Annotated in this window: 28 protein-coding genes; 25 read left to right on the forward strand and 3 right to left on the reverse strand. The window is 43.9% G+C overall.

Translation table 11 applies throughout. From position 1 onward, the window contains the following. The 8 genes from ACP45E_RS19415 to ACP45E_RS19450 form a co-directional block, all read left to right on the forward strand. Nucleotides 1-342, forward strand: a 342-nt coding sequence (locus ACP45E_RS19415) for a LysM peptidoglycan-binding domain-containing protein (RefSeq protein ID WP_141707437.1), incomplete at its 5' end; no start/stop codon positions are given. A gap of 6 nt (nucleotides 343-348) precedes the next feature. Continuing rightward, nucleotides 349-2,346: a DNA mismatch repair endonuclease MutL gene (gene mutL, locus ACP45E_RS19420; RefSeq protein ID WP_017038548.1), complete on the forward strand. Its 1,998-nt coding sequence runs from the start codon at nucleotides 349-351 to the stop codon at nucleotides 2,344-2,346. 9 nt (nucleotides 2,347-2,355) lie between these two features. Further along, nucleotides 2,356-3,288: a tRNA (adenosine(37)-N6)-dimethylallyltransferase MiaA gene (gene miaA, locus ACP45E_RS19425; protein ID WP_026026702.1), complete on the forward strand. Its 933-nt coding sequence runs from the start codon at nucleotides 2,356-2,358 to the stop codon at nucleotides 3,286-3,288. A 202-nt stretch (nucleotides 3,289-3,490) separates the two neighbouring features. After that, on the forward strand, nucleotides 3,491-3,751 hold the full coding sequence (gene hfq, locus ACP45E_RS19430; protein WP_017035788.1) for an RNA chaperone Hfq: 261 nt from the start codon (nucleotides 3,491-3,493) through the stop codon (nucleotides 3,749-3,751). 44 nt (nucleotides 3,752-3,795) lie between these two features. Beyond that, complete coding sequence (gene hflX, locus ACP45E_RS19435) at nucleotides 3,796-5,085, forward strand: ribosome rescue GTPase HflX (RefSeq protein ID WP_017035789.1); 1,290 nt, start codon at nucleotides 3,796-3,798, stop codon at nucleotides 5,083-5,085. Nucleotides 5,086-5,130: 45 nt separating this feature from the next. Beyond that, nucleotides 5,131-6,309: an FtsH protease activity modulator HflK gene (gene hflK / locus ACP45E_RS19440; protein ID WP_017035790.1), complete on the forward strand. Its 1,179-nt coding sequence runs from the start codon at nucleotides 5,131-5,133 to the stop codon at nucleotides 6,307-6,309. A 2-nt stretch (nucleotides 6,310-6,311) separates the two neighbouring features. Next, on the forward strand, nucleotides 6,312-7,289 hold the full coding sequence (hflC, locus tag ACP45E_RS19445) for a protease modulator HflC (protein WP_017035791.1): 978 nt from the start codon (nucleotides 6,312-6,314) through the stop codon (nucleotides 7,287-7,289). Between the two features lie 72 nt (nucleotides 7,290-7,361). Next, nucleotides 7,362-7,547, forward strand: a complete 186-nt coding sequence (locus ACP45E_RS19450) for a DUF2065 domain-containing protein (RefSeq protein WP_026026703.1) — start codon at nucleotides 7,362-7,364, stop codon at nucleotides 7,545-7,547. A 119-nt stretch (nucleotides 7,548-7,666) separates the two neighbouring features. Here the strand turns inward: ACP45E_RS19450 and ACP45E_RS19455 are convergent, their stop codons facing one another. After that, complete coding sequence (locus ACP45E_RS19455) at nucleotides 7,667-7,894, reverse strand: SlyX family protein (protein ID WP_017035793.1); 228 nt, start codon at nucleotides 7,892-7,894, stop codon at nucleotides 7,667-7,669. After that, the gene (locus tag ACP45E_RS19460) at nucleotides 7,887-8,867 is read right to left on the reverse strand and encodes a WD40 repeat domain-containing protein (protein ID WP_017035794.1); all 981 of its coding nucleotides are present in this window, start codon (nucleotides 8,865-8,867) and stop codon (nucleotides 7,887-7,889) included. The genes ACP45E_RS19455 and ACP45E_RS19460 overlap by 8 nt, the downstream gene beginning before the upstream one ends. A gap of 131 nt (nucleotides 8,868-8,998) precedes the next feature. Here ACP45E_RS19460 and fkpA point away from each other — a divergent pair, with 131 nt between their 5' ends. The 15 genes from fkpA to rplI all read left to right on the forward strand — a co-directional run bounded on the left by fkpA (nucleotide 8,999) and on the right by rplI (nucleotide 19,071). Then, entirely contained in the window at nucleotides 8,999-9,784 is a 786-nt protein-coding gene (fkpA, locus tag ACP45E_RS19465) for an FKBP-type peptidyl-prolyl cis-trans isomerase (RefSeq protein WP_017038550.1), read from the forward strand. 178 nt (nucleotides 9,785-9,962) lie between these two features. Continuing rightward, nucleotides 9,963-10,697 carry a helix-turn-helix transcriptional regulator gene (locus tag ACP45E_RS19470; RefSeq protein WP_017035796.1) on the forward strand — a complete coding sequence of 245 codons (735 nt, stop codon included), beginning with the start codon at nucleotides 9,963-9,965 and terminating at the stop codon, nucleotides 10,695-10,697. Further along, complete coding sequence (gene tusD, locus ACP45E_RS19475; protein ID WP_017035797.1) at nucleotides 10,694-11,092, forward strand: sulfurtransferase complex subunit TusD; 399 nt, start codon at nucleotides 10,694-10,696, stop codon at nucleotides 11,090-11,092. Before ACP45E_RS19470 ends, tusD begins: the two co-directional genes overlap by 4 nt. Continuing rightward, on the forward strand, nucleotides 11,089-11,445 hold the full coding sequence (gene tusC, locus ACP45E_RS19480) for a sulfurtransferase complex subunit TusC (RefSeq protein WP_017035798.1): 357 nt from the start codon (nucleotides 11,089-11,091) through the stop codon (nucleotides 11,443-11,445). Before tusD ends, tusC begins: the two co-directional genes overlap by 4 nt. An 8-nt stretch (nucleotides 11,446-11,453) precedes the next feature. Beyond that, on the forward strand, nucleotides 11,454-11,732 hold the full coding sequence (tusB, locus tag ACP45E_RS19485; protein ID WP_017038552.1) for a sulfurtransferase complex subunit TusB: 279 nt from the start codon (nucleotides 11,454-11,456) through the stop codon (nucleotides 11,730-11,732). Nucleotides 11,733-11,914: 182 nt separating this feature from the next. Next, the gene (rpsL, locus tag ACP45E_RS19490; RefSeq protein WP_017035800.1) at nucleotides 11,915-12,289 is read left to right on the forward strand and encodes a 30S ribosomal protein S12; all 375 of its coding nucleotides are present in this window, start codon (nucleotides 11,915-11,917) and stop codon (nucleotides 12,287-12,289) included. Nucleotides 12,290-12,393: 104 nt separating this feature from the next. Next, the gene (rpsG, locus tag ACP45E_RS19495; protein WP_017035801.1) at nucleotides 12,394-12,864 is read left to right on the forward strand and encodes a 30S ribosomal protein S7; all 471 of its coding nucleotides are present in this window, start codon (nucleotides 12,394-12,396) and stop codon (nucleotides 12,862-12,864) included. 129 nt (nucleotides 12,865-12,993) lie between these two features. Next, nucleotides 12,994-15,090 (forward strand): elongation factor G, encoded by a 2,097-nt coding sequence (gene fusA / locus ACP45E_RS19500; RefSeq protein ID WP_017038553.1) that lies wholly within the window; start codon nucleotides 12,994-12,996, stop codon nucleotides 15,088-15,090. A gap of 146 nt (nucleotides 15,091-15,236) precedes the next feature. Continuing rightward, nucleotides 15,237-16,421, forward strand: a complete 1,185-nt coding sequence (gene tuf, locus ACP45E_RS19505; RefSeq protein ID WP_017035803.1) for an elongation factor Tu — start codon at nucleotides 15,237-15,239, stop codon at nucleotides 16,419-16,421. 180 nt (nucleotides 16,422-16,601) lie between these two features. Beyond that, nucleotides 16,602-16,790, forward strand: coding sequence for a (2Fe-2S)-binding protein (locus tag ACP45E_RS19510; RefSeq protein WP_017035804.1), 189 nt, complete (start codon nucleotides 16,602-16,604; stop codon nucleotides 16,788-16,790). 90 nt (nucleotides 16,791-16,880) lie between these two features. Next, nucleotides 16,881-17,360 carry a bacterioferritin gene (bfr, locus tag ACP45E_RS19515; protein ID WP_017035805.1) on the forward strand — a complete coding sequence of 160 codons (480 nt, stop codon included), beginning with the start codon at nucleotides 16,881-16,883 and terminating at the stop codon, nucleotides 17,358-17,360. A 273-nt stretch (nucleotides 17,361-17,633) separates the two neighbouring features. Then, nucleotides 17,634-18,032, forward strand: a complete 399-nt coding sequence (rpsF, locus tag ACP45E_RS19520) for a 30S ribosomal protein S6 (RefSeq protein WP_017035807.1) — start codon at nucleotides 17,634-17,636, stop codon at nucleotides 18,030-18,032. A gap of 7 nt (nucleotides 18,033-18,039) precedes the next feature. Beyond that, on the forward strand, nucleotides 18,040-18,342 hold the full coding sequence (priB, locus tag ACP45E_RS19525) for a primosomal replication protein N (RefSeq protein WP_026026689.1): 303 nt from the start codon (nucleotides 18,040-18,042) through the stop codon (nucleotides 18,340-18,342). Nucleotides 18,343-18,358: 16 nt separating this feature from the next. After that, nucleotides 18,359-18,586, forward strand: a complete 228-nt coding sequence (gene rpsR, locus ACP45E_RS19530; protein WP_000090472.1) for a 30S ribosomal protein S18 — start codon at nucleotides 18,359-18,361, stop codon at nucleotides 18,584-18,586. A gap of 32 nt (nucleotides 18,587-18,618) precedes the next feature. Then, nucleotides 18,619-19,071, forward strand: coding sequence for a 50S ribosomal protein L9 (gene rplI, locus ACP45E_RS19535; RefSeq protein ID WP_017035809.1), 453 nt, complete (start codon nucleotides 18,619-18,621; stop codon nucleotides 19,069-19,071). A gap of 174 nt (nucleotides 19,072-19,245) precedes the next feature. Here rplI and ACP45E_RS19540 read toward each other — a convergent pair whose 3' ends face one another. Continuing rightward, nucleotides 19,246-20,010 carry a DUF481 domain-containing protein gene (locus ACP45E_RS19540; RefSeq protein ID WP_017038470.1) on the reverse strand — a complete coding sequence of 255 codons (765 nt, stop codon included), beginning with the start codon at nucleotides 20,008-20,010 and terminating at the stop codon, nucleotides 19,246-19,248. A 169-nt stretch (nucleotides 20,011-20,179) separates the two neighbouring features. On the opposite strand from ACP45E_RS19540, the gene ACP45E_RS19545 reads away from it, so the two are divergent. After that, the gene (locus ACP45E_RS19545; RefSeq protein ID WP_017035811.1) at nucleotides 20,180-21,586 is read left to right on the forward strand and encodes a replicative DNA helicase; all 1,407 of its coding nucleotides are present in this window, start codon (nucleotides 20,180-20,182) and stop codon (nucleotides 21,584-21,586) included. Between the two features lie 4 nt (nucleotides 21,587-21,590). Further along, nucleotides 21,591-22,409 (forward strand): alanine racemase (gene alr / locus ACP45E_RS19550; protein ID WP_198927767.1); only part of this gene is annotated, 819 nt, incomplete at its 3' end.

The following is a 22,409-nucleotide window of genomic DNA, read 5'->3' on the forward strand; positions in this document are numbered from 1 at the left end:
TCGGTTTCAACCGCGGCCGATACCGTCGAAACAAAGGTCGTGACGCATACGGTTCGTTCGGGTGATTACTTAGGGAAAATAGCCAGCCGTTATAAAGTGACCATTGGCGCTATAAAGCGTGAAAATAATCTGAAATCTGACACGCTAAAATTAGGGCAGAAACTGAAGATCACCGTGAGTCTAAAAGATGTGCCTATTCGTAAGCATACCGTCAAACGTGGCGACTATCTCGGAAAGATAGCGAGCCAGTATGGAGTACCCATCAATAGTATTCGACAAGCAAACAAACTGAGATCCGATGAATTAGCGATCGGTCAAATATTGATTATTCCCAATAAGTAGGCCTGTATGACCATAAAAATATTGCCTGCTCGACTGGCCAACCAAATCGCCGCGGGAGAGGTGGTCGAAAGACCCGCTTCTGTTGTAAAAGAGTTGGTTGAAAATAGTTTGGACTCAGGGGCGACGCGAATTGATGTTGATATCGAAAAAGGCGGAGCAAAGCTGATTCGAGTCCGAGATAATGGTAAAGGCATCGAAAAAGAGGAATTGAGCTTAGCGCTAAGCCGTCATGCAACATCAAAAATACATTGTCTTGATGATCTTGAGGCTATAGTGAGTCTTGGTTTTCGTGGTGAGGCTCTTGCGAGTATCAGTTCTGTTTCTCGTTTGACGATGACATCACGCCCTGCGACTCAAGAGCAAGCTTGGTCGGCCTATAGTGAAGGTCGAGATATGCAGGTAAAGCTGACACCGACCGCACACCCCATTGGAACCAGCGTTGAAGTACTCGATCTGTTTTTTAATACACCGGCTCGGCGCAAATTCCTTCGCACTGAGAAAACAGAATTCACCCATATTGACGAGTTGATGAAGCGGATAGCACTGAGCTGTTTTGACGTTACGATCAACCTCACCCACAACGGTAAATCGGTACGCCAGTATCGGGCTGCGAAGTCAGAAGTACAGGCAGAAAAGCGTATTTCAGCAGTGTGTGGCAGCCACTTTGTGAAGAACATGCTCAAGATCGAACTTGAACATCAAGGTTTGCGTCTGCATGGTTGGATCACCACGCCAGAAGGGGCGAGGCAGCAAAACGATCTTCAATATTGTTATGTGAATGGGCGAATGATGAGAGACAAACTCATCAATCACGCGATCCGACAAAGCTATGAAAACACGCTACGCGCTGATCAATTCCCTACGTATATTCTTTTTATCGAGATAGATCCTCATCAAGTCGACGTGAATGTACACCCCGCTAAACATGAAGTTCGTTTTCATCAAGCCAGATTAGTACATGATTTTATTTATCAGGCACTGAGCGATGCTCTCGCCCAAAGTGAGCACATCTGTTCACCTAAGCTCACGACGTCGGCTTTTCATCAGTCGAGTCAAGCATCGAGTGAGTCTGATAAAGGCCCGATAGACATAAACCCAAAGAACGAAAATAAGAAGGAACGAGGCGTCACTCACGATCGCGTTTCTCCGCAGATTATGGCCGCCATTGATCATTCACCGATGTACCCAAATAAAGTCACGAGTGAATCGAATGATAGGGTAGGCGAGTCAAGCCCCACTACACCAAATTCAGCCGCTCATTGGCGAGGTTCACAAACACCAACTTCGGGGCAGATGACCAAGCCAGTGCCTGTTGATAGAGCAAGCCCAAAAGAGCTTCAAGTGTATTCTGAGCTATTAACAACAGAGAATGAGAAACACACACCACGAGCAGGTTTCAGAAATGTAGAAAGTGTGATCCCCGAGCTTGTGCCGATAACATCGCTTGGCAAGGCGATCAATGTGGTTCATGGGCGTTATATATTGATGGCGTCTAAACAAAGCAGCGTGTTAGTTTCGTTAGCAAAGGCAGAGTGGCTTCGCATTCGAGGTCAGCTTGATATTACTCATGCAGACCTGACCAGCCAGCCTCTTCTTGTGCCTTTGTCTTTAAAAGTCGATGAAAACCAACACCTAAGTAACCAGCGTTTGCAGTCGACCTTATCTCGTCTTGGTATTCAAATTAAAGAGCGTAATAAGCAATCTTTAATGGTCATGGGCGTTCCACAGCCGTTACGCCAACAAAACCTACAAATAATCATTCCAGATCTGTTATCGTACTTGGCAACGAATGACTTGGAATCTGATTCAGACATCGATCCGACCTACCTTATTAATTGGTTGTCTGATCGCATAACCCAAGTGAAAACCGACTACACTTTATCGGAAGCGATTCAAATTATTGCGGAACTAGAACAGCTTTGGCATGGTCAATTACCATTAGATGATCCTAAGTTTGTCCAACCGATAGATTTTTCAGCGACGATTGCTGCGTTACTGGCTTAATAAAAAATAATGAATGAACAATTACCTTTAGCCCTATTTTTGATGGGCCCAACAGCGTCAGGAAAAACCGATCTAGCGATTCGCTTGAGACAGAAATTTCCTGTTGAAATCATCAGTGTCGATTCTGCTTTGATATATAAAGGCATGGATATCGGCACAGCAAAGCCAGACGAGCATGAGCTGTCTTTGGCTCCACACCGCTTGATCGATATCTTAGATCCAAGTGAGGCGTATTCTGCCGCTGATTTTCGTTCTGATGCTCTATCGGAAATGAATCGTATTGTATCGGAAGGAAAAATCCCATTACTCGTGGGAGGCACTATGCTGTATTACAAAGCATTACTCGAAGGCTTGTCCCCCCTTCCAGCGGCCGATCCTATTATTCGTAAAGAAATAGAACAAGAAGCCCAAGATTCTGGCTGGCAGGTGCTTCATGATCAATTACGAGAGATTGATCCTGTTTCAGCAGAAAGAATTCACCCAAATGACCCACAAAGATTATCTAGGGCATTGGAAGTTTACCGAATTTCAGGTAAAACTCTTACTGAACTCACAGAAACTAAGGGCGAAAGCCTACCGTTTCAGGTCAAACAATTTGCAATAGCTCCCAAGGAAAGGGCAGAGATCCACCGCCGTATTGAACTGCGCTTTAGTAAAATGATGGAAGCAGGATTCGAAGAAGAAGTGAAGGCACTGTATGCCCGAGATGATCTTCACCCTGAACTGCCATCTATTCGCTGTGTAGGGTATCGGCAGATGTGGGATTACTTAGATGGGAAGTGCGATAAAGAGGAAGCGGTTTTTCGTGGAATCTGCGCAACTCGTCAATTGGCCAAGCGTCAGATTACCTGGTTACGCAGCTGGGATGATTTAACTTGGTTAGATAGTGAGAACGTTGAACATGCGCTAGAAACGCTATCAAATGCAATAGCATCTGATTAAATTAGCTGTGTATAATGTGATCGCTTTTGCGTGAATTTACCCCGTCAAAGATCGTTTACTTGAAAAATGCAGGCATTGCCTACATAACAGGTAATAGCGGGGTAACTATTACTCGTTTAGCTCAGATGCAAAGCAACACCTTTTTTTGCACAAAAACCACTAGCTAAATAATTACAACAAAATACAAAATAAGGAAAATAAAATGGCTAAGGGGCAATCTTTACAAGACCCATTCTTGAATGCACTACGTCGTGAGCGCATTCCCGTTTCAATCTATCTTGTTAACGGTATTAAACTACAAGGGCAAATCGAATCCTTTGATCAGTTTGTTATTCTATTGAAAAACACGGTCAACCAAATGGTTTATAAGCATGCGATTTCTACGGTTGTTCCTGCGCGTGCAGTGAGCCACCACAGCGGTGACCGACCAGAACAACGCCCACAAGAGAAATCAGAAGATTAATATTCTGACTTTTTTTATTAGATCAACAAGAAGGAGCTGACTGCTTGTTTGACCGTTATGAAGCCGGTGAGCGAGCCGTACTTGTTCATATCAACTTCACGCAAGAGGGTGAGCTGGAAGATTTAAGTGAATGTGAAATGCTTATTTCTTCTGCTGGAGTGTCGACACTGCAAGTTGTGACCGGCAGTCGTCAATCTCCACACCCTAAATATTATGTCGGAGAAGGTAAAGCTCAAGAAATCGCACAAGCTGTACAATTGGTCAGTGCGGATATCGTGATCTTTAACCACGCACTCTCACCAGCCCAAGAACGAAATTTAGAAGCCTTGTGTCAATGTCGAGTGCTGGACCGAACCGGTTTGATTCTTGATATTTTTGCTCAACGTGCTCGAACGCATGAAGGTAAGCTACAAGTGGAGCTTGCCCAATTACGTCATATTTCGACTCGATTAATTCGAGGTTGGACACACCTAGAAAGGCAAAAAGGTGGTATCGGTCTGCGTGGGCCAGGTGAAACTCAACTAGAAACCGACAGACGATTATTGCGGGATCGTATTAAAACGATTTTGCGACGCTTAGCCAAAGTTGCTAAACAGCGAGAGCAAGGTCGAAGAGCAAGAAATCGCGCTGAGATTCCTACAATTTCATTGGTTGGGTATACGAACGCAGGTAAATCGACACTCTTTAATAGTATTACAGAAGCTGGGGTTTACGCGGCGGATCAGCTATTTGCTACTCTCGATCCGACATTGAGAAAAATTGAACTGTCGGATGTTGGGCCTGCGATTTTAGCGGATACCGTTGGTTTTATCCGACACCTACCCCATGATTTAGTGGCCGCTTTTAAAGCAACGTTACAAGAGACACAAGAAGCTGACATTTTGTTACATGTTGTTGATGCCAGTGATGACCGTTTTCGTGAGAATATTCATGCTGTTCATGAAGTATTAGAAGAGATTGACGCACATGAGGTGCCAACTCTTGTAGTTATGAACAAAATCGATAACCTAGAAGGTCAAAAGCCGAGAATTGATCGGGACGAGGAAGGTAACCCTCGAACGGTTTGGGTCTCGGCAATGGAAGGGTTAGGGGTTGAATTACTATTTGAAGCGTTAACGGAAAGGTTAGCAAGTCAAATGGTGTCATATCAGCTACGAGTACCGCCTGAACATCAGGGGCGAATTCGTAGTACATTTTTCCAAATGAAGTGTATTCAAAAAGAAGAATATGACCAAGATGGTGATTTGTTGATTGATGTCAGAATGCAGCAAGTTGACTGGTTAAAGTTAGAGAAAAGAGAAGAGGCAGTTTTACGTGACTTTATAGTTACTTAAAGGACTGCTAGAGTATAACGTCATATCTAATGATGGAGCTTTCTAATGGCGTGGAATGAGCCTGGTAATAACAACGGCGACAACGGCCGCGATAAAGACCCTTGGGGTAATAAAGACAATCGCGGTGGCCGAGATCAAGGACCGCCAGATTTAGACGAAGTGTTTAACAAGCTGAGTCAAAAATTGGGTGGTAAGTTTGGTAATAAAGGTGGTAAGGGCCCTTCTTTCGGAGGTGGAGGCGCAATAGGCTTAGGCGTTATTGCAGCAATCGCAGTCGTTGTTTGGGGATTCTTTGGCTTTTACACTATTGGTGAAGCCGAGCGCGGTGTCGTATTACGTTTAGGTAAATACAGTCATATTGAGGAGCCTGGTTTGAACTGGCGTCCTGCTGGTATTGATACTTATGAAGCCGTGAACGTTCAAGCGATCCGGTCTTTGCGCGCATCCGGTTTGATGCTAACGAAAGATGAGAATGTAGTAACGGTTGGTATGGATATTCAGTACAGAGTATCGGATCCATACAAATACCTCTACACAGTAACTAACGCTGATAACAGTCTAAGTCAAGCGGCTGATTCTGCTCTGCGTGCGGTTATCGGTGACTCGTTGATGGATAGTATCCTGACAAGCGGACGTCAACAAATTCGTCAAAGTACACAAGAAACATTGAATGAGATTATTGATGCTTACGACATGGGTTTGATCATTGTTGATGTCAACTTCCAGTCGGCTCGTCCGCCAGAGCAAGTAAAAGCATCGTTTGATGATGCAATCGCAGCACGAGAAGATGAAGAGCGTTTTGAGCGAGAGGCAGAAGCGTATCGAAATGATATTTTGCCAAAAGCTACTGGTCGTGCAGAACGTTTGAAGAGAGAAGCGCTTGGTTACTCTGAACGTACTGTCAATGCTGCAATTGGTGAAGTCTCTCAGTTTGAGAAACTATTACCGGAATACACTGCTGCACCGGACGTAACGCGTAATCGTATGTACATCGATACCATGGAAAAAGTGTACACAAGTACATCGAAAGTACTGATTGATTCAGAGTCTAGTGGCAATCTACTGTACCTACCAATTGATAAACTGGCGGGTCAAGAAGGCAGCTCTAAGTCGACACGTAAGCCAACGTCATCTTATGATCAAATTGAACTTGAGTCAGAAGCCAATGTATCACAGTCAGATTCACAATCCCGCACGTCGGGCTCACGTCAAGGGAGATACTAATAATGCGTAAGTTAATGATCCCTATATTGGCGGTGACTATTGTACTCATGTTGATGTCACTGTTTGTTATTCAAGAAGGTGAGCGTGGCATGGTGATTCGTTTTGGTCGTGTTCTTGATGATAACGGCGTATCACGTATCTATGAACCGGGCGTACATTTCAAAATGCCGCTGTTTGACCGTGTGAAAACATTAGATGCACGTATCCAAACCATGGACGGTGTTTCAGACCGCTTTGTAACATCAGAGAAGAAAGACGTTTTAATTGATACCTATGCGAAATGGCGTATCGCTGATTTTGGACGTTTTTATCTGAGTACTGGTGGTGGTAATGTGATGACCGCAGAAACACTTCTTGAGCGTAAGGTAACCGATGTCCTTCGTTCTGAAATCGGTTCACGTGAAATCAAGCAGATTGTTTCTGGTCCACGTAACAAAGATGTCTTACCTGACAGTGCTGATAGTGAAGAAGTGACTACTGAAGCCGCTAGAGAAGCATTAGAGATTGATGGTGAGCGTGATAAGATCATGGAAAATGTACTAGCGGGAACAGCCGAGAGTGCAATGGCAGATTTAGGTGTTGAGATTGTTGATTTTCGAATGAAGAAAATCAACCTTCCTGATGAAATCAGTGAATCTATCTATCGTCGTATGCGTGCAGAACGTGAGTCAGTTGCTCGTAGACACCGTTCTCAAGGTCGCGAGAAAGCAGAAGTTATCCGTGCTCAAGCTGAGCTTGAAGTGGCCACCGTTATTGCAGAAGCAGACAGAACTGCGCGTGTAACACGTGGTGATGCGGATGCACAAGCAGCAAAAATCTACTCGGATGCTTACAGCAAAGATCCTGAGTTCTTTGGCTTTGTCCGTTCGCTTCAAGCCTATGAGCGTTCATTTAGTGAGAAGAGCGATATCTTAGTACTCGATCCTAAGAGTGATTTCTTCCAATACATGAACAATGCTAAAGGCATGGCTACGAAATAGCGGCAACATGTTGTTAAGTTATATGATAAAGGCTCCTAAGTTAGGGGCCTTTCTTTTTGGAGAGGATTGATGATGTCAAATTCGATATGGGTAGCGTTAGGGTTGGTATTGGTGGTAGAGGGATTAGGCCCACTGATCGCTCCAAGAGGTTGGCGAGCCATGGTGTCACAACTCAGTGAGCAGCCAGACAATCAACTTAGAAGGTTTGGTGGCTGCCTAGTGGTTGCGGGTGTGGTGATCGCCTACGTTTTTGCTTAGTTTTTGGTTAGTTTTTGTTGGGTTTGTGCTTGGCTTGGGTAGGCGGAGAGCCTAAATTGCACAGTAAAGTGCAAAAAGCAGGCTCTTTATGGGTTTTGGCTTCTTGTTATCCGCTTTGACTAGTAATGAGGAGGCGGCGTTTCTTCAGAAGGATCCGCTAGATTCGAAGAATCCATATTTTTTACTTTTCCGGCCACATACTTCATTTGATCTTGCATCTTGGTGATGAGCAGCTGCTGTGTTGAAAGTGCATCATTGAGTTCACTTACGGTTTGCTCTTGAAACGCCAGTTGGCATTCTAAATCATTGATACGATCTTCTAGTGCTTGATAGGATTTATCAGTCATCAAATTTCCACGCCTGTGCAATACCAGCAGATGTACCAGAGATAATCCGCTGTTGATTATCGAAAGCGGCATCATACACTACCGCACGAGGAGGACGAGTATCTTTTAATGGTTCCACTTCAAACCCATCCGTTTTTTTACCGCTCGTCGTATCCCAAACGATAACTCGGCTTGAAGGTGTGCCGGTAACCAGTTTTGAACCATCATCAGAAAAACGCGCTGTAGAGAAAATAAGTTGGCGGGAGAAGCTGCTGAGTTGCGAGCGTTCATTGCCCGTTTTTAGATCCCAAATGATCGCTTGGTTACCACCATCTGAACTAAATGCAAGATCCCCATCTCTTTGCAGTGCCACTCTAATCACCCTCTGCTCATGCTCAAATGTCCGTATAATCAGCCCCGATTCAGTGTCCCATAAGTAGGCTTTATAATCATTTCCTCCCGATAGGGCGAAGCGTCCATTCGACGAAAGTGCAACAGAATTTATTTTTTCTTGATGAGCAAGGAACTCTAGGCGTCGTCCGGTGACTAAATTGACGTATATGGCTTTACCATTGGAAAGCCCGAGTAGAACTTGCTCGCCATTGCTTGAAATATCGACATCTCGAATGAGACCATCAGAAATCGACCATAGACCTTGAGCCTGTGTCCATGATAAGTCCCAAACGGCGAAATTGATTTGACTCGCTGTGATAGCAAAGCGCCCATTATCTGAAATGCGAATACGTGACACACTATTTTCTTGGGCATCTTGTTGACCAAGTTGCGCGAGTTGTTTGTTTTCAGCGAGATCCCAAAGAACTAACTGGTTTTCTTTGGAGTAAATGAGTGCAAATCGAGCATCACGGCTGAGAGCAAAGCTGGTTGTGCCTTGAGGTTCTAGCTCCCAGCGTTGGTCGTTTTTAGAAGAAAAAAAGCAACCATTTAACGCTAGGATGACAAAGACAAACAAGATTGAATGAAGAATATTTCGCATCAAGTCCAATTATCCGCTTGGTGTTGAAAGACATTTTGTAAACATATAGCTATATTGGTACAACTACGTCTCGCATGCCAGTCATAACTGAATGATTGTGATGAATGGTTAGCCCAAAACTGGAGAATTAAATGAAATCGATGTTTAAAGTATCACTGCTTGCAGCAACCGTAATGTTAGCCGTTGGCTGTCAGAAAGAAGAAGAACCAAAAGTTGAAACTGCGGCCGTTGAACAAGTTGCAGAAACTGGCAAAGCAGTTCACTTTCAAACGGAAGATGATAAAGCGGCTTATGCCATTGGTGTTTCATTTGCAAATTACCTCAGCACAAGCATTGAAAAACCGAACGAAATCGGTATTCAATTGAACAAAGATCTTGTCTTGAAAGGTATTGAGCATGTGTTTGCTGATAGCGCTGAATTAACTGAAGAAGAAACTCGTGAAGCACTTGAGCAATTAGATGCTCGAGTGTCAGCAGCAATGCAAGCACAAGCGGCAGAAAAAGCAGCAGCGGCAGAAAAAGCCGGTCAGGACTTTCAGGCTGAGTTCGAACAGCAAGAAGGCGTAATGAAAACTGAGACAGGCTTAATGTACCAAGTCTTAACAGAAGCGCAGGGTGAGCAACCAAAAGAGACGGATACCGTTCAAGTACACTATAAAGGTACGTTAATTGACGGCACTCAGTTCGATAGCTCATACGATCGTGGAGAGCCAGCGGTCTTCCCTCTAAACCGTGTGATTCCTGGTTGGACGGAAGGTGTTCAATTGATGCCTGTTGGTTCAAAGTTTAAGTTTGTTATTCCACCTCAACTTGCTTATGGCCCTCAAGATACACCAACGATTCCAGCAAACTCTACTTTGGTATTTGAAGTGGAATTATTGCAAATCGAAAATGATACAAATGTAGAAGCTCAGTAAGCGATACTGAGATAGCATTTTTGAAGGCCTGACTTGCTCAGGCCTTTATTATTTTTAGCGATCCACACCTTATTCTTTGCTTTAAATCAGTATATCTCGACTTACTTAGATGCTCGATTCAAATTTTCTGATAAACTTACATAGATTTGTTGATTTTTTGCGCTAAGGCTAGAATATCGTGACTACAACTGAAACACTTACAGACATACCACTAGAAAGCGAGTTGCTTGAAATGGAATCCGTTCATGTGAAGCCATTTAGCGATCATGACAAAATAATTTTAAGATCTTATGAAGCGGTGGTGGATGGCATTGCGAGCCTGATCGGTCCCTTTTGTGAGATTGTGTTGCACTCGCTTGAAGATCTCAACACGTCGGCAATCAAAATAGCGAACGGTGAAAATACCGGCCGACAAGTCGGCTCACCCATTACCGATTTAGCCTTGAGAATGTTGAAAGATATTGAAGGCTCTGAACGTAACTTTTCTCGTTCTTATTTTACACGAGCGAAAGGTGGGGTATTGATGAAGTCGATCACGGTTGCTATTCGCAACGGTGATAATCGCGTTATCGGTCTGTTATGTATTAACGTCAACCTAGACGCGCCTTTTTCTCAAGTTCTTCACTCCTTTATGCCAACGGAAGAAGCGAATGAAGCAGCTTCTTCAGTGAATTTTGCAAGCGATGTGGAAGAGTTGGTCGATCAAACAGTTGAGCGTACGATCGAAGAAATCAATGCTGACAAGTCAGTATCAAACAACACGAAGAATCGTCAAATAGTGATGGAACTGTATGACAAAGGCATTTTTGATATCAAAGATGCCATCAACCGAGTTGCAGATCGTCTCAATATTTCAAAACATACCGTCTATCTGTATATCCGTCAGCGTAAGACTGAGGATGAAGAGTCTTGAACCCTTCTCTCTGCTATGCGCTTGTTGTGAACGGCTCTGTATACGGCTCACAGTCGTCTAGAGTGGCATTTCTGTTTGCTCAAGCGTTGATTAAAAAAGGACACATCTTAAAGAGTGTCTTTTTTTATCAAGATGGTGTGAGTAACGGGTCCAGTTTGACGGTGCCGGCCAACGATGAATTTGATTTGGTCCAAGCTTGGCAAAAACTCGCATCTGAGAACCATGTTTCTCTGGAGACTTGCGTCGCCGCGGCGTTGCGCAGAGGGATTGTGAGTGAAAATGAAGCTCATCAACATAATCTCGAGAGCTCAAATTTGGCGGATGGATTTGTCCAAGCCGGATTAGGCAGTTTAGCAGAATCGATGCTAACGCAAGATAGGGTTGTTCAGTTTTGAAAAAGATAGGCTTTGTTTTTCACACGTCTCCTCACTCAACCTCCGCAGGGAGAGAAGGGCTTGATGCTCTTCTTGCTGCGTCTGCTTACTGTGAAGACATCTATGTGTTCTTTGTTGGCGATGGTGTCACTCAGTTGGTCAACGATCAGCAACCAGAGACAGTATTGAGCCGTGATTATATCAGTACATTCAAATTGATGGACCTGTACGACATTGAGCACGTATATGCTTGCCGAACGGGCCTAGAAGAACGAGGCTTATTAGATGTTGAAATGGCTTTCGATGTGCGCATTCTTCCAAGTGATGACATTGCATCACAGATGGCGAGTTGCCATCATTTGCTGAGTTTTTAGGTATCATCATGCTTTATATCGTCACTACCCCAGAAAAAGCAACATTGGCAGTTCAGTTCGCGACGCCGACAGATGCGTTATTGTTAACTCAGTCTGCGGTCTACCTGACGAACCCCAAACATGCACAGCACCACGTGTTAAATACATCACTTTGCCAAGTATTAGCGTTAAATATTGACCTCAAAGCCAGAGGTATTGAGCAATTTATTGCGCAAGGTGTTTCATCGATAGATATTGACGAATTTGTGGATCTAACAGCAAAGCATTTAAAATCAGTCTCTTGGTGATGGTTTTCCCATCTATTTTTACCTATATGCCTTTTTATCTATTCAGTGGATGAAAAAAGATCTGTATATTTCTTGACACATCTCTCACTGCTGAATAGAATTTTGCGTCCCTATTTGTATCAACTACATTTAGGACTAGATTTTTCACAAAGCTTACTTTCAAGTAAATCAGGAGCTAGTTAATGGCAACTATTAACCAGTTGGTACGTAAACCTCGTGTAAAGCAAGTTGTTAAAAGCAACGTGCCTGCACTAGAAGCGTGCCCACAAAAACGTGGTGTATGTACTCGTGTTTACACAACTACACCTAAAAAACCTAACTCAGCACTTCGTAAGGTTTGCCGTGTTCGTCTAACGAACGGCTTTGAAGTGACTTCGTACATCGGCGGTGAAGGCCACAACCTTCAAGAGCACAGTGTTGTTCTAATCCGTGGCGGTCGTGTTAAAGACCTTCCGGGTGTACGTTACCACACTGTTCGCGGCGCATTAGACTGTGCTGGCGTAAATGACCGTAAGAAAGGTCGTTCTAAGTACGGTGTGAAGCGTCCTAAGTCTTAATGGATTCCGTTAAGTAAGGCCAAACACTAAATTAATTTAAATTCTTAATTTTTGAAAAAACTGTAAAGTTTTGGATAACCTGAAGAAGACAACGGAGAATATCCATGCCACGTCGTCGCGTTATAGGCCAGCGTAAGATCCTTCCAGATCCTAAGTTCAAATCTGAACTGCTGGCAAAATTCGTTAACATCCTTATGGTTGACGGAAAGAAATCTACTGCAGAGAAAATTGTTTACACTGCACTAGAAGTTATGGCTGAGAAATCTGGTAAAGATCACTTAGCTGTATTTGAAGAAGCTCTTGAAAATGTTCGTCCATCGGTAGAGGTTAAATCTCGCCGTGTGGGTGGTTCAACTTACCAAGTACCTGTAGAAGTTCGTCCGGTTCGCCGTAACGCTCTTGCTATGCGTTGGGTAGTTGAAGCTGCGCGTAAGCGTGGTGAAAAATCTATGGCTCAACGCCTAGCGGCTGAAATGCTAGATGCGTCTGAGAACAAAGGTACTTCGGTTAAGAAACGTGAAGACGTTCACCGTATGGCTGATGCTAACAAAGCATTTGCTCATTACCGCTGGTAATACCTTTTTAGTGCTGCGAGTTCCTCTCGCAGCACTTTCTTAACTCCCCACCTAATTGCTATTAGGGTTTATTTATATTTCAAAAAGCCTTTTTTGAAACATCAATAATTCCTACAAAGAGGATACACAGTGGCTCGTAAAACTCCTATTGAGCGCTACCGTAATATCGGTATCGTAGCTCACGTAGATGCAGGTAAAACAACCACAAGTGAACGTATTCTGTTCTATACTGGCCTTTCTCATAAAATCGGCGAAGTTCACGATGGTGCTGCTACCATGGATTGGATGGAGCAAGAGCAAGAACGTGGTATTACTATCACTTCTGCTGCAACCACGACTTTCTGGCGTGGTATGGAAGCACAGTATCAAGACCACCGCATTAATATCATTGATACGCCAGGGCACGTAGACTTCACGATTGAAGTAGAGCGTTCATTGCGCGTATTGGATGGTGCTGTCGTTGTATTTTGTGGCTCATCGGGTGTTGAACCTCAGTCAGAGACAGTATGGCGCCAAGCCGACAAATACCAAGTTCCACGTATGGTATTTGTAAACAAAATGGACCGTACTGGTGCAGATTTCTTGCGCGTTGTAGACCAAATAAAAGATCGCCTAGGCGCAACGCCTGTGCCGATTCAACTCAACATTGGTACTGAAGAAAACTTCCAAGGTGTTGTCGATCTTATCAAGATGAAGGCAATCAACTGGAACGACGCTGATCAAGGCATGACATTTACGTACGAAGATATTCCAGCAGACATGCAAGAAATGGCTGAAGAGTACCGTACTGAAATGGTTGAAGCTGCAGCCGAAGCCTCTGAAGAGCTGATGGATAAATACCTTGAAGAAGGTGAGCTGACGGAAGCAGAAATCAAACAAGGCCTTCGTACTCGCACTCTGAATAATGAAATCGTACTCGCCACTTGTGGTAGTGCATTCAAAAACAAAGGGGTACAAGCCGTTCTTGATGCTGTCGTTGATTTCCTCCCTTCTCCTGTCGATGTACCGGCAATTCAAGGTATTGATGAAGACGAAAATGAAGTCGAGCGTCATGCTGACGACAATGAACCGTTTTCGGCGTTAGCATTTAAAATTGCAACAGACCCGTTTGTGGGTACGTTAACGTTCATTCGTGTTTACTCTGGGGTGGTGGAAAGCGGAAAAACCGCTTACAACTCAGTGAAGAAACAGCGTGAGCGTTTAGGGCGTATCGTCCAGATGCATTCAAATAAGCGTGAAGAAGTGAAAGAAGTGCGAGCGGGTGATATTGCCGCTATTATTGGTCTTAAAGATGTGACGACAGGTGAAACCCTGTGTGATCAGAATCATAAGATTATCCTAGAGCGCATGGAATTCCCAGATCCTGTTATTCAGATCGTTGTAGAACCGCGTTCTCAAGCTGATCAAGATAAAATGACTATCGCGTTAGGAAAGCTAGCGGCAGAAGATCCGTCGTTCCGTGTTGAAACGGACAAAGAAACAGGCCAAACGCTTATTTCTGGTATGGGTGAACTGCACTTAGATATCATTGTTGACCGCATGAAACGTGAGTTTAGCGTCAATTGTAACGTTGGTAATCCACAAGTTGCCTACCGTGAAACCATACGTGGTACAGCGAAAGCGGAAGGTAAGTTTGTCCGTGAGCATGCTGGTAAAGGGCAATATGGCCATGTTTGGCTTAAACTTGAACCATCAGAGCCAGGTGAAGGTTTTGTCTTCGTCGATGAAATTGCTAATGGTACGGTACCAAAAGATTTTATTGAGTCAGTCGCGAAAGGCGCTGCAGAGCAAATGAATAGTGGTGTTGTTGCGGGTTATCCAATTTTGGATATTAAAGCTACACTCTATGATGGCTCTTATCATGAAACAGATTCAAGCGAGATGGCGTTTTTAATCGCTGCCTCCATGGCTTTCAAAACGGCGGCGCTTGAAGCGCAACCTGTTTTGCTTGAGCCTATGATGAAAGTTGAGGTAACTACTCCAGAGGACTGGATGGGTGATGTTGTTGGCGATATTAACCGTCGTCGTGGCATCATCGAAGGTATGGACGAGGGGACTGCTGGCCTGAAGATAATTCGTGCACAAGTTCCGTTGTCTGTCATGTTCGGTTACGCAACTGATTTACGTTCTGCGACACAAGGTCGTGCTTCTTACTCCATGGAGTTTAGTGAGTACGCTGAAGTGCCAAGCAATGTTGCAAAAGCAATCATTGCAGAGCGTGGTTAAATAGTAGGGCATATTTTTTCTTCTTTTTTAGAAGATCAAGGCGTCCAAATATTGCGCTGACGCGAGTTGACGCATAAAATAGCAAATTCTGGATCTTCCTGATCAATAATGATCAGGTCGAATCATAACTAGGAAGGAACACGATCGTGTCTAAAGAAAAATTTGAACGTACGAAACCGCACGTAAACGTTGGTACTATCGGCCACGTTGACCACGGTAAAACAACTCTAACTGCTGCTATCTGTACGACACTTGCAAAAGTGTACGGCGGTGTTGCGAAAGATTTCGCATCTATCGATAATGCTCCAGAAGAGCGTGAGCGCGGTATCACAATCGCAACTTCACACGTTGAGTACGATACTCCAGAGCGTCACTACGCACACGTAGATTGCCCAGGACACGCGGATTACGTTAAAAACATGATCACTGGTGCTGCGCAAATGGATGGTGGTATCCTAGTTGTTGCTGCAACAGATGGCCCTATGCCACAAACTCGTGAGCACATCCTACTTGGTCGTCAAGTTGGTATCCCTTACATCATCGTATTCATGAACAAATGTGACATGGTTGATGACGAAGAGCTACTTGAGCTAGTAGAGATGGAAGTTCGTGAACTTCTTTCTGAGTACGAGTACCCAGGAGACGACCTTCCAGTAATTCAAGGTTCTGCACTTGGCGCTCTAAACGGCGAAAAGCAGTGGGAAGACAAGATTGTAGAGCTTGCAGAAGCCCTAGATTCTTACATTCCACTTCCAGAGCGTGCAGTAGACCAACCGTTCCTACTACCAATTGAAGACGTATTCTCAATTCAAGGTCGTGGTACAGTAGTAACAGGCCGTATCGAGCGCGGTATCCTAAACGTAGGTAACGAAGTAGAAATCGTTGGTATCAAAGATACAGTAACAACGACTTGTACAGGTGTTGAAATGTTCCGTAAGCTGCTTGACGAAGGTCGTGCAGGTGAGAACGTTGGTGCACTACTACGTGGTACTAAGCGTGAAGACGTTGAACGTGGTCAAGTTCTAGCGGCACCTGGTTCAATCAACCCACACACACGTTTTGAGTCAGAAGTATATGTTCTGTCTAAAGACGAAGGTGGTCGCCACACTCCATTCTTCAAAGGTTACCGTCCACAGTTCTACTTCCGTACAACTGACGTAACTGGCGACATCACGCTTCCAGAAGGCGTAGAAATGGTAATGCCTGGTGATAACATCCAAATGACGGTAGAGCTGATCGCTCCAATCGCAATGGATGAAGGTCTACGTTTCGCAATCCGCGAAGGTGGCCGTACAGTAGGTGCTGGTGTTGTTGCTAAAATCTTTGACTAATTAATTAGTTAAAAAGAGCAAACATCGTATTAAGAAGGGAAGCTTAGGCTTCCCTTTTTTATGCCTACAATAAAAATGATTTTCTTATAACGAATTTGTCTAAATAAATTCCATTTGCGACTGGTAATAGTAACGGTTCTTATTTATATTTAGGTTTGAATTTTCTAGTTAGGTTGTCGTATGTACATTTGTATCTGCCATGGTATTTCTGATAAAAAGATTAAGAAATTAGTCATTGAAGAAGGAATATCAGATATTCGAGGTATAAAAAAATGTACAGCATTGGGAAGCCAGTGTGGAAAATGTGTCCGTGCAACAAAAGAAATTATCGATGACACGTTATCGATTCAATTTAAGCAAGCAAGTTAAAGAGTCTCCAAGGCAGTAAAATGGCTTTCAAACTTTGACTCTCTTCCGATTGGTTCTACAGTTAATAGAACCACAGAGGAGGGCGTAGCCATGAAAGGCGATCCAGTTATCATTCAACATCTCAATAAAATCCTAGGTAATGAACTCGTTGCCATTAACCAATATTTCCTTCACGCACGTATGTACAAAGATTGGGGTCTAAAACACCTCGCTGATAAGGAATACCATGAATCAATTGATGAGATGAAGCACGCTGATCATCTTGTAGAGCGAATTCTATTTCTAGAAGGGCTACCGAACCTTCAAGACTTGGGGAAGCTGATGATTGGTGAGAATGTCAAAGAAATGCTTGAAAGTGACCTGAACGTTGAAATGACTGCTATTCCAGATCTAAAAGACGCTATCGCTTATGCGGAAGATGTCCGTGACTATGTCTCTCGTGATCTGTTCCAAGAAATTTTGGAAGATGAAGAAGAACATGTCGACTGGTTAGAAACACAGTTGGGCTTAATTGAGCTCACTGGAATCGAAAATTACCTACAAGCGCAGTTTATTGATGAAGATGATTAAATCGAGTCGATAACTGAGTTATTTACAGGGTCGAGTTAAGTGGTTCAAAACCAATACTTTGAACGACTTAGCTCATATCAGCCACTTTAGTCATTGGTGCCGGTTCTTTCCTACATCTATCCTTGCGTATCAATCTCACATTTTTCTTGCCTATTTTGCTTCCTTTCTGTACCATTTGCCGTCCTTAATTCTCGGTCATTTATCTTTAGTTCCTTGCTTCCTCTGGACGACCGAGCCACTCGTGGAAGCTAATAATCCGTAAGGAGCAACCAAATGCGTCATTATGAAATCGTATTCATGGTTCACCCTGATCAAAGCGAGCAAGTTGCTGGCATGATCGAGCGTTACACTGGTTCTATCACTGAAGCTGGCGGTACTATCCACCGTCTAGAAGACTGGGGTCGTCGTCAAATGGCTTACCCAATCAACAAGCTTCACAAAGCTCACTACGTTCTTATGAACGTTGAAGCTGGTCAAGAAGTGATTGACGAGCTAGAAACTGCTTTCCGTTTTAACGATGCAGTTCTACGTAACATGATCATGCGCACTAAAGGTGCTGTGACTGAACAATCTATTATGCTTAAGCAAAAAGAAGAGCGTGCTGAGCGTGCTCCTCGTCGTGAAGAGCGTACAGATCGTCCAGAAGCTAGCCAAGAAGCAGCTGCTGAGTAATTAACTTATGACCAATCGAATGGAACTTAGCGGCTCTGTCGTCAAAGAACCAATTCGAAGCCAAAGCCCTGCTGGTATCGCTCATTGCCGTTTTTGGTTAGAGCATCGTTCCACCATGGTAGAAGCTGATTTACCCAGACAAGTTTATTGTCGTATGCCGGTAGTTATCAGTGGGCAAGGGTCAAAAGCAATAACTCAGAACTTAGTTCAAGGCAGTAATATTAAGGTTAGCGGTTTTGTCGCTTACCAGACCGGCCGAAATGGTGTGGGAAAATTAGTATTGCATGCTGACAACATAACTCAAATTTAAGATCAGGAGATAGCCCATGGCTCGTTTCTTCCGTCGTCGTAAATTCTGCCGTTTTACTGCAGAAGGCGTACAAGAGATTGACTACAAAGACGTAGCAACTCTTAAAAACTACATTACTGAAGCTGGTAAAATCGTACCTAGCCGTATCACTGGTACAAGTGCTAAATATCAGCGTCAACTAGCTCGTGCTATCAAGCGTTCACGCTACCTAGCTCTTCTACCGTACACTGATAAGCATCAGTAAACGGTCGTTTTATTAAGAAAGAGGATTAAATAATGCAAGTTATTCTACTTGATAAAATCGGTAACCTAGGTGCTCTTGGCGATACTGCAAACGTTAAATCTGGCTACGCTCGTAACTTCCTTATCCCACAGGGTAAAGCAGTTATGGCAACGAAAGCTAACGTTGAAATGTTTGAAACTCGTCGCGCTGAGCTTGAAGCTAAAGTTGCTGAACAGCTAGCTGCTGCTCAAGTACGTGCTGATAAAGTTACTGCACTAGAAGCGGTTGTTATCGCTTCTAAAGCGGGTGATGAAGGTAAACTATTCGGTTCTATCGGTACTCGTGACATCGCTGACGCTATTACAGCGGCAGGTGTTGCAGTAGCTAAGAGCGAAGTACGCCTACCTGAAGGCGCTCTGCGCAACGTTGGTGAATTCGACGTAAGCATCCAACTTCACTCTGAAGTTTTTGCTACAGCGAAAGTACAAGTTGTTGCTGCTGAGTAATTTCAGTATCTAGACGATTTCTTCGTTAAGAAGATTTTAAACACCGGCTTAGGCCGGTGTTTTTTTATGTCTAAAACAATGCGTAGAGCATACAGGGTATTAAACAATAGAATGAATAGCGCGGAGACAAAAAAATCGGTGTAGAAAAGAGACACGACCAGACAATAAACCGTACTAAAAAACAAACAATAAATTAACCGAAAAGATACTGTCAGAGTTACTCAGCCCTTCTGGCACTTTATCGTGGTATTGCTGCGAGTAAGCCAATTTAAGGGCGATATCGTCAGTAATATTGTTGGTCATACTAAAATCGGTATCCAATCGAGTATTGCTCAAGCCTGTCACTGTCGTGATATCGGCTGACAGGGTTAAGTTATCAATCACATTCCAATCGACATTAATATTTCCTCGAAAAATCGCTTCTTGTACTGTTTCGGGAAAGATAATGTCATCGTCTTTTATCTCGTCTAAGTTGGGCTCTTGATAGCGGTAGCCTGGGCCAAGTTCTAACTCGATGGTTAACTGTTCGGTATTGGTAAATTGATAACCCAATCCTGCTGACAACGTATGATCTTTGAAATAGGCGCTATACCGTGTTTCTATGCCTTTGAAGCTCCCATACAGATAGGTTTTTGGACTTAGCTTATAATCACTTTGCGCCGTATAAGTTGATTGACGCTTATCTTCTTCGCCATCTTTATACAGCATGTGAAATTTCCATTCGCCACTGCTACGATGACGCCCAGAGGTATACTCGGCGTTCATTCTTGAATTCAGCGATTGCGAATCGGAGTTGCCGCTATGGGCCTGGTAACCAAATTCAATCTCAGATTTCCAAGGAGAAGGGAGTTCTATTTGGGTAGGGCTTGGTGTTGCTTCCTTTGCATAAGCCAGTGATGTTGTTAGCGTGCAAAAGCAAGCGAACCAAAGTTTACGCACTCGGAACCTCTAGGGGGAAAATGAAGAGTAGATATTATGTCAGACGTTGTATGCTTTCGTCAGCAGTTGGTTAATTATACTTAAGTAAAATACAAACACTCTCTAACTTAATTACAAATGAGATATTCTCGTTATAATAGCGGCAATAAAAAAGAAGTTGAGCAAAAAAATGGCAGACCAGAAAACGGATTACAGAAAAAAAATCAACGCAGACAGACAGGTTGATGCAATCAAGGTGCCTCCTCATTCATTAGAAGCAGAGCAATCGGTTATTGGCGGTTTGCTGTTGGATAATGAACGTTGGGATTCTGTGGCCGAAAAGGTTCTAGCCAATGACTTTTATAGCCGCCCGCACCGATTAATTTTTGAGGCGGCAAAATCAATTTTAGACGACAGTAAACCTCTCGATCTTATTACTTTGTCCGAGTTTTTGGAGCTCAGAGAACAGCTTGAAGATGTTGGTGGGTTCGCCTATTTAGCGGATCTTGCTAAGAACACGCCAAGTGCTGCCAATGTTAATGCATACGCCGATATTGTCGCAGAACGTGCGTTGGTTCGTAATTTAATTGGTGTTGCTAATGAGATTGCTGATGCGGGTTATGACCCACAAGGCCGTAGCTCTGAAGATTTGCTCGATTTAGCGGAGAGTAAAGTCTTTGCGATAGCCGAAGAGCGAACCACAGAAAATGAAGGCCCTCAAAGTGTCGATAATATTCTAGAGAAGACCCTCGAACGTATTGAAATACTGTACAAATCACCTCAAGACGGCGTAACCGGTGTGAGTACTGGCTTTAATGATTTGAATAAAAAAACCGCAGGTTTGCAAGGTTCTGACTTAATCATTGTGGCAGCACGTCCTTCTATGGGTAAAACAACGTTTGCCATGAACCTCTGTGAAAATGCGGCTATGGATCAAGATAAGCCAGTGTTGATTTTCTCACTAGAGATGCCGGCAGAACAATTGATGATGCGTATGCTCGCTTCTATGTCTCGTGTCGATCAAACCAAAATTCGTACGGGTCAATTAGACGATGAAGATTGGGCTAGAATCTCCTCTACCATGGGGATTCTGATGCAGAAAAAAAACATGTATATCGATGACAGTTCTGGCCTTACTCCAACAGAATTGCGTTCTCGTGCTCGTCGTATCGCACGTGATTCAGGCGGTCTGAGTATGATCATGGTCGATTACCTGCAATTAATGCGAGTACCAGGCATGCAAGACAACCGTACTCTCGAAATCTCGGAGATTTCTCGTTCGTTAAAAGCGCTGGCTAAAGAGTTAAATGTCCCTGTTGTCGCTTTGTCGCAATTGAACCGCTCCCTAGAGCAACGTGCCGACAAGCGCCCAATTAACTCAGATTTGCGTGAATCTGGTGCGATTGAGCAAGATGCCGATTTAATCATGTTTATCTATCGTGATGAAGTTTATAACCCAGATAGCGCACTGAAAGGCATTGCTGAAATTATCCTTGGTAAACAGCGTAACGGCCCAATCGGTTCGGTACGTCTGACATTCCAAGGCCAGTATTCACGCTTTGACAATTATGCAGGCCCCGCTTTTGACGACGAGTAATAGCATGAGTTACATGAAAGCCGCGACCGCGAGTGTAGATTTAGCGGCGTTAGAGCATAACCTTGCACGGATTAAAACCAAGGCGCCGTCGAGCAAAGTGATGGCTGTGGTTAAGGCAAATGGTTATGGTCATGGCTTATGTCATATCGCCAAGTCAGCTCATGCGGCTGATGCATTTGGTGTGGCTCGAATTGAAGAGGCATTGCAGTTAAGAGCGGCCGGTATTGTTACTCCTATTTTGCTACTAGAAGGTTTTTACTCTTCTGGAGACCTACCTATTTTGGTGGCGAATAACATCCAAACCGCGGTGCACTGCGAAGAGCAATTACAGGCGCTCGAACAGGCAAACTTAGATTCTCCCGTTGTTGTTTGGTTAAAAGTTGATAGTGGAATGCACCGTCTTGGTGTTCGGCCTGAGCAGTATTCCTCTTTCGTTTCTCGTTTAAAGGCGTGCGTTAACGTGGCGAAACCTCTGCGCTACATGAGCCATTTTGGTTGTGCCGATGAACTGGATAACCCGGTTAGCCAACAACAAATCGAGCTGTTTTTATCGTTAACCAGTGGCTGCGAAGGCGAACGTTCTCTTGCGGCTTCTGCTGGTTTGCTTGCCTGGAAAGACAGCTTACTCGAATGGGTGAGGCCGGGCATCATCATGTATGGTGTGTCTCCATTCGAAGATAAGTCAGCGACTGAACTGGGTTTTAAACCTGTGATGAGCTTAACCTCACCATTGATTGCTGTACGTGAAGTGAAAGCCGGTGAAAGTGTTGGGTATGGCGCTGCGTGGACCAGCTCTAGGGATACCAAAGTTGGGGTGATTGCT

This window comes from Vibrio genomosp. F10 str. 9ZD137 (genome assembly GCF_049974785.1).
Lineage (GTDB): Bacteria > Pseudomonadota > Gammaproteobacteria > Enterobacterales > Vibrionaceae > Vibrio.